The organism is Lacrimispora brassicae (genome assembly GCF_054772055.1).
The window spans coordinates 177,114-192,930 of the sequence record NZ_BRYH01000044.1; the positions used below are offsets into that span (position 1 = coordinate 177,114).

The window sequence follows — 15,817 nt, forward strand, 5'->3', positions numbered from 1 at the left end:
GAGGAATTATGAAAGGGAAAAATGTCAGTAAAATATTTTTAGTGATCCTCGCCTGTTTGGTTGCATATATCTTTCTCCTTCCGCTTCTGTTTATGTTCTTTACCAGCTTTAAGGGGATTGCGGAGTCCGTTACGTCCAAGACACTTCTTCCCAAAACGTGGACATTAGAGAATTACAGGGAGTTGTTTAGGAATACCGCTACGTCTCCCATACTCCTCTGGCTTTTTAATACGGTGATTGTTACGATAGCCGGTACAGTACTCAGAATTACCGTCAGTGTACTGGCTGCTTATTCCCTCGCCAGACTTCCGCTGCCAGGCAAGAGTTTTCTTTTGATATCACTGATCTGGGCTATGGCAGTCCCGGAAATTGTGACGTACTTTCCTCTGTTTTATACGTTCAAGTTAATGGGAGGTTTAAACACATTCTGGCCTCTGATTCTGCCGTCAGGATCCGGGGTTATGTGCATATACCTGATTTATAATTTTCTGTTAGCTTTCCCCCAGGAGCTGGAGGAGGCCGGATTCGTGGAAGGAGCCAATGTTTTCCAGGTATTGTGGCATATCGTGCTGCCGTCAGTCAAGCCGGTCGTTATTACGCAGGCATTCATTACATTCTTAGGTTTATATAACAGCTACTTGTGGCCATCGCTGGTGATCAACAGGAATGAAACAAGAACTATCACATTAGGGATTGCAGCCCTGGTTTTGGGAGAAAATTACACAAATCCGGGAATGATGATGGCATCAACTGTGATATCGGTACTTCCGGTCATGGTTATCTTCATGTTTGCCAACAAATATATTGTTAAAGGCTTCACGCAATCGGGAATTAAGTAAGGAGACCAGCAATGAGAGAAGAATACCCCCGTCCGGATTTTGTGAGGAACGAATGGATGAACCTGAACGGTTCCTGGGATTTTATATATGGTGATGAAAAAACAAAGATTCAGGTTCCGTTCGTGTGCCAGAGTGAAAAAAGCGGTATTAACAAGAGAATAACGGAAGATCATGTGACTTATGAACGAAGGTTTTGTGTGTCGGAGGAATGGAAGGGAAAAGAGATTCTCTTAAATTTCGGTGCTGTGGATTATCAGTGCAGGGTTTATATTAATAATAGCTGTATTGGCAGTCATATTGGTGGACAGACGACCTTTTCATTTCCAATTGCTGAATATCTGACATGGGCGGAAGAGACAATAAGGGTTGAGGTTGAAGATCCGTTAAAAGATGAAATGATTCCCAGAGGAAAACAGTTCTGGGAAGAGGAGTCCAGTTTTATCTGGTATACTCCCAGTACGGGAATCTGGCAGACGGTCTGGTTGGAACCGGTTTCCAAAACCTGTCTGGAATGGGTGCATTTTACATCGGATATTGATGAGGGAACCGTACGCATCGATTATCAGTTGGCTGAAACGTCAATTTTGCCATGCAGAGTGCATTTGCTCATCACCCTGGGAGATGATGAGATATTTCACGGAAATATGCTTTGCAATACGGCAAGAAACAGTCTGATTGTTGATATTTATCGAAAAAAAGCGATGGAAGGCTCCTTCCATTTTATAGGAAACTACTGGAGTCCTGAAAATCCAATTTTGTATCATGTTCTCATACAGGCAGATGAAGGAGATTCCGGTATCCGGGCAGATGTGGTGGAATCTTATTTTGGAATGAGAAAGATACATGTAGAAGACGGAAAACTTTATTTAAATAATCAGCCTTATTATCATAAACTGGTTTTGGATCAGGGCTATTGGAAGGACGGTTTGATTACGGCTCCTGATGACCAGGAATATTGTAATGACATCTTAAAAGCAAAGGCTATGGGATTTAATGGCTGCAGAAAACATGAAAAGGTGGAAGATCCCAGATTTTTATACTGGGCGGACAAACTGGGGTTTCTTGTATGGGAAGGTATGGCTAGTTTCTGGTCCTATACCCCTCAGGCGGCTGCGGCATTTACCAGGGAATGGCTGGACGTCATACAGAGAGATTACAATCATCCTTCTGTTGTGGTTTGGGGAATGCTGAATGAAAGCTGGGGAGTGCCCAGAATTTATACCAATAAACAGCAGCAGAGTTTTGCACAGTCATTGTACTATCTGGCACATGGACTGGATTCGACACGCCTGGTGATTTCTAATGATGGTTGGGAAATGACGGAAAGTGACATCTGTGCGATTCATAGCTATAAACATGGTGAGATTGATGATGAGAAGCAGCATAAGCTGTTTGCAGAATGTCTCAGGAAGGTGGAGAGTCTTTCTTTTGTCATGGAAAAGCTTCCTTATGCAAAAGGGTTTTCCTATAGCGGACAGCCCATTGTTCTTACAGAGTGCGGCGGAATACGGATAAAGAAAGAAAAGACTGAAGAAATTACCGGGGAGAAGGCAATACAGGCGGGAGATCAAGATTGGGGATATACCTCTGTGCCGGACGCTGGTTTTCTGGAAGAGTATGAAAGGGTGATTCATGCAATCTATGATTCGGATTTGATCAATGGTTTTTGTTATACGCAGTTGACTGATGTGGAACAGGAATCAAACGGGCTTTTGACAAGAGATCACCGGTACAAGTTTAAGCCGGAAGATATTCGTAAAATAAACGATAGGAAAAGATGAGAAAGCCTTGGTTATCATGGAATTGGAGAAAATTATGGGTAACATGGAAATTTTGAATCAAACGAAATTATTTGTACTGGATATGGACGGAACGTTTTATCTGGGTGATCAGATTCTTTCCGGAGCTCTGGACTTTTTAAGGGAAGTGGAAGATAGTGGGCGACAGTACGTTTTTTTTACAAATAACTCCTCGAAATCTCCGGAAAGCTATAGAAAGAAACTGGAAAAAATGAACTGTTATGTAAGCAAAGATCAGATCATGACATCGGGAGATGTGACGATTCAGTATATCAATACCTTTTATAAAGGGAAAAGGGTATATCTGATGGGAACAAAAACACTGGAAGAAAGCTTTGTAAGGGCCGGCATTCCTTTGACCCAGGATATGCCGGATCTTGTGGTGATTGGCTTTGATACTTCCCTTACATATGAAAAACTGGAAAAGGCCTGTACCTATATCCGAAATGGAGCTGTGTTTCTGGCCACTCATCTGGATATTAACTGCCCCACAGAAGACGGATTTATTCCGGACTGTGGTTCTGTCTGTGCGGCAGTCAGCCATTCCACTGGTGTGACTCCCAAATACCTGGGAAAGCCTTTTAAAGAAACCATTGATATGGTAGAAGAAAAGACAGGATTTGACCGAAAGGAGATGGCATTTGTTGGGGACAGGATTTATACAGATGTAGCGGCCGGAGTGAAGAATGGAGCGGCTGGAATTCTGGTTCTGACCGGAGAAACAAAGGAAGAAGATCTGGCGGTTTCCGAGATATCCCCTGATGCTGTTTTTAAAAGCATAAAGGAGATGGGAGATACATTGAAGCATTTACATATCCGGTGATCAATGGGTCATGGCGCCGAAGATTCCGCCGCCGGTACATTCAAGCCGCTTCCTGTAGGGAGTATCCGGCGAAAGTCCGGAAAATGATCATGATCGAAATCCCAGACATAAGGGACTGTGCCGCCATTCATTCAGGGCACAGTCCCATTAAAATTTAAAACCTGATCTTCTTCTACAGTAAAGAAATCCTTTGATACAGAATGGCAGATACAATACACAGGACCACGATGCTCATTACTATCAGATCCATCTGGAAGAGCTGTGGGTATAAAATGATACGGTTGAGTATTCTCAATTGAAAATAAGACTGTGGATTTTATTATATCATCTGTATAAATAATTTAAAAGCCAGCTACATAAAGCCAGTGAGAAATCACCGCAATTTCCGTGAAACAATCAGAGAAAGGTTTTTGTTTTTTATAACCTTTACCCTTGTATCTTACGCTAATTCAAAGTATAATGAGGCTAGATTAAAACATGAGAGGAGATGAGTGAAATGATAAAATCAAATTTTACCCAAGTGCCCGAAAGTTTAAATTATACGGAGGCTGACGCAATACAGGCTTTAAAGTCGGAACTGGAAAAGGGAGTTGAAAGTATAGAGCGTGATTCATTGTATACAATTGAAGAAGCATGGAAAGAAATTGATGCAATTTAGGAGAATGTATGGGAAAACCAATAAATTATAAAATACGCCTGACATCTGATGCAAGAAATGATATTGCACAGATAAAACGGTATATTTTGAGTACGTTTAAGTACCGTGAAACTGCAGAAGTGTTCTCAAAAAATATCAGGTATGCCATATTTAAATTGAGCCCTTTTTCAAAGGCCTATACTAAAACAGGATTGTTGATTCAAGGGCTCGAAGTATATTACAAGCCACACAGCACCTATCTCATATTCTTTGTGGTAAAAGAGAACAAGGTCATTGTAATACGAGTTTTAAAGGATAGGATGTACTGGCAGTCCGTTATAAAAAGAATCAGTTCTTTCGATTTAGAAATCTTTTAATCAGAAAATCTTCAAAGTTTTATGAATATTCTATCATATCATTTTATACCCTCAGTAAAAAAAGGCTTTCATTAATTCGAATTTTTTCTCCAAATTGACATGCCTTTTATGTGAATGTGGACAAGTATATAGTTATAAAATTAAATTAGAAAAGATGGGCGAATAGGCCATCTATTTTAAGTTGGGTTTAAAATAGAAAATGCGATATTTCCCGGACAATTTATCTAGCGGTACTGCTTCATATGTTAAGGGATAGCTTATTAAAATGGATAAAAACCACGGAAGACGCTGATAAAATCAGCGCAGCCGTGGTTTTTCAAAAAATAAGGGAAGTTCCTAAATTGAAATTCATATAGATTTTTAAGTACTGTACAATGCCAATCCCTAATTACGACCTATCTTGTTCTCCAGCAACGAAATTCCCTGATACAAAAACTCCGAAACAATACACAGGATCACAATGCTCATCACCACCAGATCCATCTGGAAGAGCTGTGGGTATGGAATGATATGGTTAGGGAGGGGGCTTTTATTAATAAATTTTGTATTTAGAGCTGTTTAGTGCCAATGAGAATGAGAGAAACATAATAGTGATAAAACAAGAATTTTGATTATTGATGAAATGATTGAGTTATTTTAGAGCTACTAATTTGGGCTCAAACTATGATATGCCAAATATATTTTGGAGAGGTGTTTGTGGAGCAGTGACTAATAAGAAAAGAGATATTCTATTGTTGAAATATAGTGCAAATGTTGATGTATTATGTTATTATTAGTCTAAATAAAGGATAATAAGTAATTATCCTTCTTGGGAGGCCTTAATATGGAAGCAAAAGAGATTCATCTACTATTCCTAGCACACTATGCGCCTGAAAGTATATCAGCCCCGATACCAACAGGAATACAAGATATAGTCTACGCTGAATATCATCATAAAATATTTCAAGTGCTTAAATTACTGTTCCCCAAAGCATATTCATCTCGCGACCCTGCAATTATGCTACAATCCAATATTAGTGCAGATTATATTTTCTCATTATATAATCGTATGCCGTTTAGAAATTCTGAAGTCTTTGTTTCGGCTGTCGCAGAGTATCATGGCATTTCTTATCTGGGGGCTCGTCCGAACATCCGCGCTCTTGCAGAAGATAAACATTTAGCGAAAATGCTATCCACCTATGCAGAGGTACCCACACCAGCATGGAGAATTTACAATATTGGTATGGAGATGTGTCCACCTGATTTTGACCCACCCTATTTTTGCAAACCACGTTTTGGAGCGGCGTCTATCGGTATTGATGAAAACTCTGCCTGCTCTTCCTGGGCCACCGCAAAGGAAAAAATAGCAATTCTACATAACAACGGAATGGATGCCATTCTAGAAAAACAGATTATAGGTACATATCACACAAGCCCTGTTCTCAACAATTTTGGAGACTTTCTCTTTCTTCCGTGTATTGCTCAGCACTCTACTTTAAGGGGTGGCATTGTTACATATGGGCAAAAACGAAAGATTGAATCTGGTCTGACCCGCACTATAGTACAGGATTTGAAGTTACAGAAACAACTTCAGGATTTGTCTAGGCGTATGTACCCTTTATTGCAACCGTTGGACTACACTAGATTTGATTATATTGTTGAAGACGGCACTGGAATACCGTATTTTCTTGAATTTAATGTGTGCTGTAACTTAGGAGAGCATTCTACTATTAGTCAAGCTGCTGCTCACATTGGTATTAATTACGTAGATTTAATTGCTAATATCACTTACTCAAGCCTATTTCGAAATGGACTGCTAGATGATTCCGGGAGGAAGAAATTTTAACGGTTCCATGTACCAGTAGGCCAGCCCACACGGCGAAAATAATTCTTTCCAGCGCTGCTTCTGAGGTGGCTTGGGGGACGCTACAAATCGTTGATAGACATTAATGATTTTTTTTGTGTGCTCAGGAGTATAGCGATCAGGGTAAGTTTTGGCAACTTCAATCAAGTAAGTAAGGTCTTTGTTTCCGTGTAAATACTCAACCATTAATCGGTTTGGATAATATTTTTGACGCACCCGATCCAACTTGTGCAGCTCAACTACAGACTTGATTTCGTCTAGTCGATTTAGGGCGGATTTAGTGTTTCCCATAACAGCCTCTACACATGCGAGATTCACAGTAGCAAAAATGCGTGGCATAGCATTTCGTCCTAGGCTCTTGGCTAACATTAGGTATTTAAAAGCATTATCCGCTTGATCCAACATAAAATAACAGAGTCCCAAATTATTATATATAATATGCAAATCAGTTTGTGAAAAGTGCTCTAAACCTGCCTTGGCCTGATCTAAAACAATTAACCCCTCGCTATAATTGCCTTCTTTACAGAGTGCGTTCCCTTCATTACAAAGGGTGGTATAATATCCAAAATCGTCATTATCCGCTTTAAAATCGTTCAGTGCAATCGCGTAGAGATCATTCCGATATTCGTTGAAAGCTGAGGTGGCATTTCGGATAAGATAGCCATGCATTGGTGCATTTGGATAGAGGTCTTTCATTTTATTGTAGATATCTTTCGCTGTTGACATCTGCTCTGCATGGATATAATTTGATATGAGAAATGCTCCTAAAAGATTTTGATGAGCCGGAGCGCTACAACATTTTAGGCAACTAATTAATGCCTCGTTCGCCTCCTCAAACCGTCTCGTACGATTTAACAAAGTGGCTCTCAAAGCTTGAATATCGTTAGTACGTTGGTCAATAGAAATTGCATTAATCCACATTAATGCTTCTTCGTATCTTCGCTCCCGACAGTAGTGGATGCTTGCTAGAAGACAGTCACATTGACAGGATTTATCAAGATGAGCATCTGCAAGTACGTCATCGGTTATATCAACTCCAGTTATGAGCCGGTTTCTTAAAAGAAATTTGGCATCTTCTATTGTCGTATAACGTAGTTCTTTAGAAAGTCTATATCGAAGTTCAACGTTGTATTTTCCACTATCTTTTTGAATTAGATAATTGTATATAATATTTTTATAAATGAGTTGATCTGCTTTGTTGTCTAAAACATTACGAATTAAAGGATCATAGTGGTTGGATAGGATCCATGTACGGTTATTAACACCAGTGATTCCTTTCTGCTTCAATGTCTGTATTGCGTTGCGAGATGCCGTCTCTCTATCGGTGGCAAAGACAGCACAGCAGAGAACTATCTCAATTAAAGTATCCTCGTTTATTGGTATTGCCCAGATGTCTAAAATAGAAACAATAGCTCTTTCCCAATCGTTCAAAGAAATCTTTGTGGGTGGTTGACTGAATTTTCTAATATCTCTAATTATTGAATGAATATTTTGCTCATTATGTTCAACAATTTGCTGAGCTTGGCAATTGGATACCTCAGTTCCGTAAATTTTTCCCAGTTCTTTTACCAGTTTTATATCAGGACGGTCAAAAGGAACGGGTTCTAATAAATCTGCACCTTGAGAGTATAAATAATTCTCCAACTTGTCGTATTGCCTAGTGGAATCAGTCTTAATGAGGACAAATTGTAGAGTGTCACACCTTTGAAGTTTAACCAGCAAATGATATGATGTTTCAGGTAGTTTCTCGACTGCATCGATAATAACTAAAAACCGTTTTTTTGTACATTCATTGAAGTAAGGAACCAAGAGCTCTTCAATTGCAGAAGGATAGTTTCCCGTGTAAACAGGTGCAGCTGACTTTGTCTGAAACAGGTAACTTAATAGAGAACCAATGTAATTAACCCCCTCAACAAGGGAAGAAAAAAAATTACCTTCTCTGCACCCAAGTGCTTTATCGGCCACTTTCTGCAAGTTGGTCATATTTTTTCCTGAGCGGATAAGCTCTGCAAATAGCATTTCATTAAGTGAAATTTCTTTTTCGGCGTCTAAATACAATACATCTGTAGATTGGAGAAACGGTGCACTAAGTAACTTCTCTTTTATAAAAGAAGTTACTCCACTAGCGTGGTATGCATCAATTATTACTATTTTTTTTCCTTGTCTGAGATATGTCTCTACTTGCGCAAATTCTGTAGTCCTATTAGCATATTGCATACGCCCACCTCCTTCAGACAGATAATTACTTATTATCTTTCATTCAAATAAGGGCAGGTGTTGTTATAATGTACTTGGCCTTTAGTCTCATTTCACACACATATGATTTCTTGGATGTTTTATACTCAATATATCATTTTGCTTTTTAGTTGATACATGAGTATAAATTTGTGTTGTGGTTATGGAGCTATGTCCTAAAATTTGCTGTATATAACGTATATCTACATCTTCTTCCAGAAGCAGTGTTGCAAAGGAATGTCTAAACATATGTGGGGTCAAATGTTTACGGATATTTGCTTTTTTGGTATATTTATTAATTATGATACGAACAGATTGTTCTGAAAGCGGGTTTCCTTTTCTGTTAATAAACAAATATTCTATAGGGTCGTTTTGACCATTAAAAGTTGAGCGATATTCTCTGATGATTTTAAGTACTTCTGGGTTGGCAATTGAAACAATTCGTTCTTTTGCACCTTTTCCCCAGATTCGAATTTCACCGTTCCCCAAATTAATATCATCTGTCTTTAATGAACAAAGTTCCGAAACTCTCATACCACTTGCAAACAATAATTCTAATACCGCAATATTTCGCAGATGAACTTGTTTTTGGTATGCTGTAACATTTATATTTGTGAGCTCATTGTAGGCTGTTTGTAACAGATGTTCAATGACGTCAAAGGAAATCGTTTTAGGTAGAACTTTGGGCTCATGAAATTTTAAATTAATTTTAGAAAAAGGGTTCTCTTTAATAGTTTCTTCGTATTCCAACCATGTAAAAAAGGCCTTAATGCTAGCTATTTTTCTTTTTACTGTTTTAGGTTTATATTCTTTATGCAAATATGTTATATAAGAAGATAGAAGGTTTTTGATACCATCATATTTAGTACGCATCATATATCTTTGAAATTGTGTAGTATCAATACGGTAAGCTTTCAGGGTTTTTTCGCTTAGTTTTTTTTGATATTGACAATATTCAAGATAATGCTTGGTGAGTTGTGTATAATCTAACATTCATTATGTCCTCCTAGAATTAGTTAGAATACATTATGATGTTTTTTTCACTGAATGTCTATGAAATAAAATAGTAAAATTAAATCGATGTAGTAGCTTTTATATAATAGAAATAGAAAAATAATACATTTTGGAATAGTATATAAACAATAGATATTTAGGAAAAAGGCTTATTAATAAGATAAAGTTATATTTTAGGAGGTGTAGTGTATGGCAGAGAGATTTGTAATATTGACAAAATATATATCACAACTTACAAAAGCTGAGTACGGTAACTGGATAATTGATAAGAAAAATAAAGGAACCGTAGAAAACCCAATTCAAATGCCATTTGTTAAGTACTCAGATTTTGTCAGTACATTCATTCAAGATGTATATAGATGCATAGATGAAAATAAAGATATGGAATTAAATCGCTATGGAGAAATTTTAGAAAAGAATGGTCTTCAATGGGGAATTGAATCTATGAAAGATGTAGAGGTGTCGTCATTAGATGCTCAGTGTATCATGGCTCTCATCACAGGAGCTGTTCGCGCTGAGAGGTTCTGTGATGGGGCGTTACTGGACTTCTTTAAAAGCGGCTGTTTTGAAAAATGGTTGAATAGATTAAAGGATATAGATTCTCGGAAATAGATTTACTGATGTTCTATTAAGTAAACATAATTATCGGTAAATGCAAGCATATGATTGATAATAAAAGCAGGTAGTGAAGTAGGAAATGGATAAAAGGAGGTTTTACAGCATGATTCATATACTGCAAGACCTCCTTTTGTCAAGTAAAATCTAAAACTTAATTTTCTTCTCCAGCAACGAAATCCCCTGATACAAAAACGCCGAAACAATACACAGGATCACAATGCTCATCACCACTAAATCCATCTGGAACACCTGGCTTCCATAGATAATCAAATATCCAAGTCCTTTATTTGCCGCCAGAAATTCCCCAATAATAACGCCTACCAGGCAAAGCCCGATATTGACCTTTGTATTGCTGATGATGAGGGGCACGGAGCCGGGAAGCAGTACCTTAAAAAGCACATCCTTTTTCTTTCCCCCCAGAGAATAGATGAGCTTGATCATATCAGGGTCTACCTGGGAAAACCCGGTATGAAGTGTCATAATACATCCAAAAACGGCCACGGAAATGGAAGCGACGATAATGGTCTTAATGTTGTTGCCCAGCCATACAATCAAAATGGGGGCAAGGGCGGATTTTGGAAGGCTGTTCAGCATGACAAGGTAAGGCTCCAATACTTCCGATACGCTGCGGCTGGACCATAAAAGAACGGCGATCAGCAGGCCGAAGATGGTGACAAGGGAAAAGCTTATGAGGGTCTCCATTACGGTTACCCCGATGTGTATAAAAATGCTTTTGTCCGCTACCATATTAAGGAAGCAGTTGGTCACGCGGGTGGGAGAGCTGAATATGAAGTCATTGATCATGCCCAGTCTTGCACACAGCTCCCAAAGAGAAAGAAGAAGTACCAGCAGCATGATGCGCCACGTCCGGACATTGCGGCGGTGCAGCTTTTCTTTTTCAATAAATTCCTGTTGGGCTAAGGTGGGATGAGTCTCAATCATGGTTCTGCAGCTCCTTCCATACCTGATTAAAGTAAACGGAAAATTCCGGCATGTTCCGGCGTGTCAGAGGCCGTATATCGTCTTTTCCAAAGGAAACGGGTATAATGGCTTTGATCCTGCCCGGCCTGCTTGTCAGTACGATGACCCTGTCGGCAACGCTGATGGCCTCGGAAAGGTCATGGGTGATGAGAATCGCAGTTTTGTGAGTACTTTTTATGATGGAACTGATGTCATCACAGACAGAAAGCCTGGTTTGATAGTCCAATGCAGAAAATGGCTCATCTAATAAAAGAAGGTCCGGTTCCAGGGCCAGGGTGCGGACCAGTGCGGCACGCTGCCGCATGCCTCCGGACAGTTCAGACGGCTTTGCCTGCTCAAAGCTTCCAAGGCCGTAAGTATCGAGCATCTGATGCAGCTTTTCTCTGGAGCTGTTGTTTCGCTTTTTCTGGATTTCCAGTCCAAGCTGGGCATTTCCCATAATGGTACGCCACTCAAAAAGATGATCCCGCTGCAGCATGTAACCGATATTGACGCCGGATTCCGCCTGGGAAACGCCGTCAATGCAGATTTCTCCTTCGTCAGGAGTCAGTAATCCGCTAAGAAGTGATAGAAGGGTTGATTTCCCACAGCCGGATGGGCCGACAATTGCGAGAAATTCCCCGTTATCTGCGGTAAATGATATATTGGAAAGGGCCAGTGTCTCACCCTCAAGGGAATGATAGGAGTAACTGATCCCGCGAACTTCCAGTTTTGGCTTCATGGGTCCTCCTTATTTGACAGATTTGATCTGATATAGTGTTATGATATGTACAAAAAAAAGGAGTGTGAAGAACCATGCCTTCCACTCCTTAATATAAAATGATCCATAGCTATTGTTTTACAAAAATCAGGCCCCAGTAATTGATCCCGTTCACTTGATAACAACTGATCCCGATTTCTTCAAAGTCCAGGGACAGAATGTTTTTCCTGTGGGAGTCAGAATCCATCCAGCCCTTTACCACCTCTTTTGGGGTCTTCTGTCCCCGTGCCAGGTTTTCGCCGGCTCTTTGATACTCCACGCCGTTTCCGGTAAGGACCGTGAAACAGGAGGTCCCGTTTGGCCTTGTGTGGGAAAAAAGCTGGCTGGCCTCCTGGGCCCTTATGTCAGCTAGGCCGGACAGGGACTCCCTGACTGTGAAAGCCGGGAGAGACTGCTTGGCCCGCTCTGCATTGATCAGGTCACCAACCTCTTCTTCATAGGAAGCTTCCCGGGAAAGGGCGGTATCCGAAGATTGGGAAACATTTAATGCCTCAGGTGCCGTTTGTAAGGAAGAAGCCCATCCGTCTGGTGCAGATAATAATGATAAAACAAGCATCACAGACAGGATACCAACTGTTTTTTTCATCATAGGATGTTCCTCCTTAGTAATGACATTCGTTTCCTTTTTCAATAGTCTGATTTTAATCCCGGTCACAGGAAAAGTCAATGAAAATGGCGGAATATATGGCAGAAAAGCCGGAAAAATAAGAAAAACCCCTTGCAATGGGGAAAAAACGGTGTTATACTGTCTAGGATAACATGACAGTTTGGCGATAAAGAGTGGGCGTAAGTCCACTCTTTCAATTTGCTTGGAAAGGTGGGAGAACGATGGCAAAGAGAGAAGAATATGAGGCAAAGACGGAACGCTTTTTGCTGCCCCTTATGGAAGAAAATAATTATGAACTGGTTGACGTGGAGTACGTAAAAGAGGCTGGAAGCTGGTATCTTCGGGCTTATATAGATAAAGAAGGCGGGATTACGGTGGATGATTGCGAAACCATAAGCCGCAGGCTGGGGGAGTGGCTGGATGAAAAGGATTTTATTGCAGACAGTTATATTCTTGAGGTCAGTTCTCCGGGGCTTGGAAGACCGCTTAAAAAGGATAAGGATTTTAATAGAAGCATTGGAAAAGAAGTGGATATCAAGTTATATAAGCCTTTGAACAAACAGAAGGATTTTACAGGAACGCTTACATCCTATGACAGGGAAACAGTGACCATTACCCAGGAAGACGGAATAGAGCTTGTGTTGAACCGCCCGGAAATCGCTTTGATCCGGCTGGCATTTGATTTCTAAACAGTAAGAGATATTAGGAGGATAAAAAAATGAATAAGGAACTGTTAGAAGCACTGAATATTCTGGAGAAGGAGAATAATATCAGCAAGGATACCCTGTTAGAGGCAATTGAAAATTCTCTCCTTACTGCGTGTAAAAATCACTTCGGGAAAGCGGATAATATCAAGGTCAGCATCAATCATGAAACCTGTGATTTCAATGTATTTGCGGAAAAAGAAGTGGTGGAAACAGTTGAAGATCCCCTTCTGCAGATCAGTCTGGCAGAGGCAAAGATGGCAGATCCGAAGTACGACATAGGCGATGTGATCCACTGCTCGATTGACTCCAAAAAGTTTGGAAGAATTGCGACACAGAATGCAAAAAACGTGATTTTGCAGAAGATTCGCGAGGAAGGCAGAAAATCTCTTTTTAATGACTGGTATTGCCAGGAAAGGGAAGTTGTTACAGGAATTGTACAGAGATATTTAGGAAGAAATGTAAGCATTAATTTAGGCAAGGTGGATGCAATCCTTAACGAAACGGAGATGGTAAAGGGAGAGATATTTAAGGCCACGGAGAGGATCAAGGTTCTCGTCCTGGAAGTAAAGGACACTCCAAAAGGCCCTAGAATTTCCGTATCCAGAACCCATCCGGATCTTGTAAAGCGTCTGTTTGAATCCGAGGTAACAGAGGTGAAGGACGGGACAGTAGAAATCAAAGCCATTGCAAGGGAAGCAGGATCCAGAACAAAGATTGCTGTGAAATCCAATGACACCAATGTGGATCCGGTAGGTGCATGCGTAGGCCTGAACGGCGCAAGGGTCAATTCCATAGTGAACGAGCTGAGAGGAGAAAAGATCGATATTATTAACTGGGATGGTAACCCGGCTTATTTGATCGAAAATGCATTAAGCCCGGCAAAGGTCATCTGTGTCGTTGCAGACGAGGAATCAAAAGAAGCCCAGGTCATTGTTCCGGACTACCAGTTATCATTGGCCATTGGAAAGGAAGGGCAAAACGCAAGGCTTGCAGCGCGGCTTACAGGATATAAGATCGACATTAAGAGCGAGACCCAGGCAAGGGAACTTGGTCTGTTTGAAGAACTGGGGCTTGATTATCAGGAGGTGGGAGCCGGATATGAAAGCTACGGAAATGAATACCAGGAGGTTGGAAAAAGCGAAACGCAGTACCGCCAGGAAGAATATCAGGACGACTGCCAGGAAAAAGACCTGGCCGGTGATTATCAGGAATAAAAAACAGGAAGTGATGGAAAAGTGAGTACAAAGAAAATACCGCTCAGGCAGTGTATCGGCTGTGGTGAGATGAAAAATAAAAAAGAGATGATTCGTATTCTCAGGACCTCAGAGGATGAGATCCTTCTTGATGCAACCGGACGTAAAAACGGACGCGGAGCTTATATCTGCCCTTCTATGGAGTGCTTTAAGAAGGCAGTAAAAAGCAAGGGGCTTGAACGGTCCTTCAAGATGGCGATTCCGAAAGAAGTGTACGAAGCATTGGAAAAGGAGATGGAGCAGTTTGGATGACAGACAAAAGATCTTTAATCTGATTGGTCTAGCCACAAAAGCAGGAAAGACTGTAAGCGGAGAATTCATGACAGAAAAGTCCGTAAAAGCTGGGAAAGCATCATTAGTGATAGTTTCTGAGGAAGCCTCGGATAATACCAGGAAGATGTTTACCAATATGTGTACTTACTATGAAGTTCCAATTTACTTTTTAGGGAAAATGGATGAACTGGGCCACGCTATGGGCAAGGAGATGAGGGCGGCTCTTGCTATTGTGGATCATGGGTTTGCAAAGGCAGTCGTGAAACTGATGAATACAAAGGTCGGTAGTGAGTGTGAAAAGGACCTTTCACATTTACCGGTATGTGCTGCAGAGCGCGCACAGAATGGAGGAAAGCATGAGAGTATATGATCTGGCAAAAGAACTGGGAAAAGACAGTAGTAAGGAAATACTGGATATCTTGGAAAAGCATAATATAAATTTAAAAAGTTCTTCAAACATTTCCGATGAACAGGCGTCAATCGTGAAAAAAGAAGTGGGAGGCCACAGCCGGGGAACATCACCGGCACATTCCGATGCACCGGATGGAGATGAATCCGATGCACCAAAGAAAAAGATTGCAGCGGTATTCAGGCCGCAGAACGCCCAGATGAAGCCTCAGGGACAGCGTCCCCAGCAGCAGGGAAGAGAGGTCAGACCTTCTCAGCCATCCGGCCAAAACGGAGCGCCAAGGGACCAGATGCCGAGAAATCGGCAGGTGACGGAGCAGTCCTTATCAGGAAGTGCTGAGCAGACAAAAGAGACGAATACAGGAAACCATGAAGGCGTAAGGCCACAGGGCCAGGGAGGTTACCAGGGCAACCGTGAGGCAAGACCTCAGGGCCAGGGAGGCTACCAGGGCAACCGGCCACAGGGCCAGGGAGGTTACCAGGGCAACCGTGACGGAAGACCCCAGGGCCAGGGAGGTTACCAGGGCAACCGCGACGGAAGACCCCAGGGCCAGGGAGGCTACCAGGGAAACCGTGACGCAAGACCCCAGGGCCAGGGAGGCTATCAGGGAAACCGTGATGCAAGACCCCAGGGCCAGGGAGG

The 15,817-nt window shown here is 41.2% G+C and carries 16 protein-coding genes and 1 pseudogene; 12 read left to right on the plus strand and 5 right to left on the minus strand.

Annotated features, from left to right (window positions below):
* The first annotated feature begins 8 nt into the window (after positions 1-8).
* The 6 genes from ACYVD3_RS20455 to ACYVD3_RS20480 all read left to right on the plus strand — a co-directional run bounded on the left by ACYVD3_RS20455 (position 9) and on the right by ACYVD3_RS20480 (position 6,300).
* Positions 9-839, plus strand: a complete 831-nt coding sequence (locus ACYVD3_RS20455; RefSeq protein WP_460644341.1) for a carbohydrate ABC transporter permease — start codon at positions 9-11, stop codon at positions 837-839.
* 11 nt (positions 840-850) lie between these two features.
* Entirely contained in the window at positions 851-2,620 is a 1,770-nt protein-coding gene (locus ACYVD3_RS20460) for a glycoside hydrolase family 2 protein (protein WP_460644342.1), read from the plus strand.
* Between the two features lie 34 nt (positions 2,621-2,654).
* A complete protein-coding gene (locus tag ACYVD3_RS20465) occupies positions 2,655-3,461 on the plus strand; it encodes an HAD-IIA family hydrolase (protein WP_460644343.1) in 807 nt (268 codons plus the stop codon).
* A gap of 496 nt (positions 3,462-3,957) precedes the next feature.
* A complete protein-coding gene (locus tag ACYVD3_RS20470; protein WP_460644344.1) occupies positions 3,958-4,119 on the plus strand; it encodes a hypothetical protein in 162 nt (53 codons plus the stop codon).
* Positions 4,120-4,127: 8 nt separating this feature from the next.
* On the plus strand, positions 4,128-4,475 hold the full coding sequence (locus ACYVD3_RS20475; RefSeq protein ID WP_460644345.1) for a type II toxin-antitoxin system RelE/ParE family toxin: 348 nt from the start codon (positions 4,128-4,130) through the stop codon (positions 4,473-4,475).
* An 823-nt stretch (positions 4,476-5,298) separates the two neighbouring features.
* The gene (locus ACYVD3_RS20480) at positions 5,299-6,300 is read left to right on the plus strand and encodes a D-alanine--D-alanine ligase family protein (RefSeq protein ID WP_460644346.1); all 1,002 of its coding nucleotides are present in this window, start codon (positions 5,299-5,301) and stop codon (positions 6,298-6,300) included.
* Here the strand turns inward: ACYVD3_RS20480 and ACYVD3_RS20485 are convergent.
* A complete protein-coding gene (locus tag ACYVD3_RS20485) occupies positions 6,271-8,535 on the minus strand; it encodes a hypothetical protein (protein WP_460644347.1) in 2,265 nt (754 codons plus the stop codon). The genes ACYVD3_RS20480 and ACYVD3_RS20485 overlap by 30 nt on opposite strands.
* A gap of 87 nt (positions 8,536-8,622) precedes the next feature.
* Positions 8,623-9,546: a tyrosine-type recombinase/integrase gene (locus tag ACYVD3_RS20490; protein WP_460644348.1), complete on the minus strand. Its 924-nt coding sequence runs from the start codon at positions 9,544-9,546 to the stop codon at positions 8,623-8,625.
* Between the two features lie 210 nt (positions 9,547-9,756).
* Here ACYVD3_RS20490 and ACYVD3_RS20495 point away from each other — a divergent pair, with 210 nt between their 5' ends.
* Positions 9,757-10,179, plus strand: a complete 423-nt coding sequence (locus tag ACYVD3_RS20495) for a DUF6508 domain-containing protein (RefSeq protein ID WP_460644349.1) — start codon at positions 9,757-9,759, stop codon at positions 10,177-10,179.
* A 150-nt stretch (positions 10,180-10,329) separates the two neighbouring features.
* Here the strand turns inward: ACYVD3_RS20495 and ACYVD3_RS20500 are convergent, their stop codons facing one another.
* The 3 genes from ACYVD3_RS20500 to ACYVD3_RS20510 form a co-directional block, all read right to left on the minus strand.
* Positions 10,330-11,127, minus strand: coding sequence for an ABC transporter permease (locus ACYVD3_RS20500; RefSeq protein WP_460644350.1), 798 nt, complete (start codon positions 11,125-11,127; stop codon positions 10,330-10,332).
* Complete coding sequence (locus ACYVD3_RS20505) at positions 11,120-11,887, minus strand: ABC transporter ATP-binding protein (protein WP_460644351.1); 768 nt, start codon at positions 11,885-11,887, stop codon at positions 11,120-11,122. Before ACYVD3_RS20505 ends, ACYVD3_RS20500 begins: the two co-directional genes overlap by 8 nt.
* A gap of 109 nt (positions 11,888-11,996) precedes the next feature.
* A complete protein-coding gene (locus ACYVD3_RS20510; RefSeq protein ID WP_460644352.1) occupies positions 11,997-12,515 on the minus strand; it encodes a CAP domain-containing protein in 519 nt (172 codons plus the stop codon).
* Positions 12,516-12,754: 239 nt separating this feature from the next.
* On the opposite strand from ACYVD3_RS20510, the gene rimP reads away from it, so the two are divergent.
* The 5 genes and pseudogenes from rimP to ACYVD3_RS20535 all read left to right on the plus strand — a co-directional run.
* Positions 12,755-13,222, plus strand: a complete 468-nt coding sequence (gene rimP, locus ACYVD3_RS20515) for a ribosome maturation factor RimP (protein WP_460644353.1) — start codon at positions 12,755-12,757, stop codon at positions 13,220-13,222.
* A gap of 29 nt (positions 13,223-13,251) precedes the next feature.
* Positions 13,252-14,454 carry a transcription termination factor NusA gene (nusA, locus tag ACYVD3_RS20520; RefSeq protein ID WP_460644354.1) on the plus strand — a complete coding sequence of 401 codons (1,203 nt, stop codon included), beginning with the start codon at positions 13,252-13,254 and terminating at the stop codon, positions 14,452-14,454.
* A 21-nt stretch (positions 14,455-14,475) separates the two neighbouring features.
* Positions 14,476-14,745: an RNase P modulator RnpM gene (rnpM, locus tag ACYVD3_RS20525; protein ID WP_460644355.1), complete on the plus strand. Its 270-nt coding sequence runs from the start codon at positions 14,476-14,478 to the stop codon at positions 14,743-14,745.
* Positions 14,738-15,070, plus strand: a pseudogene (locus ACYVD3_RS20530) (L7Ae/L30e/S12e/Gadd45 family ribosomal protein); the annotation flags it as partial. The gene rnpM and the pseudogene ACYVD3_RS20530, both read left to right, overlap by 8 nt.
* Before the next feature lie 52 nt (positions 15,071-15,122).
* Positions 15,123-15,817, plus strand: a 695-nt coding sequence (locus ACYVD3_RS20535; RefSeq protein WP_460644356.1) for a translation initiation factor IF-2 N-terminal domain-containing protein, incomplete at its 3' end; no start/stop codon positions are given.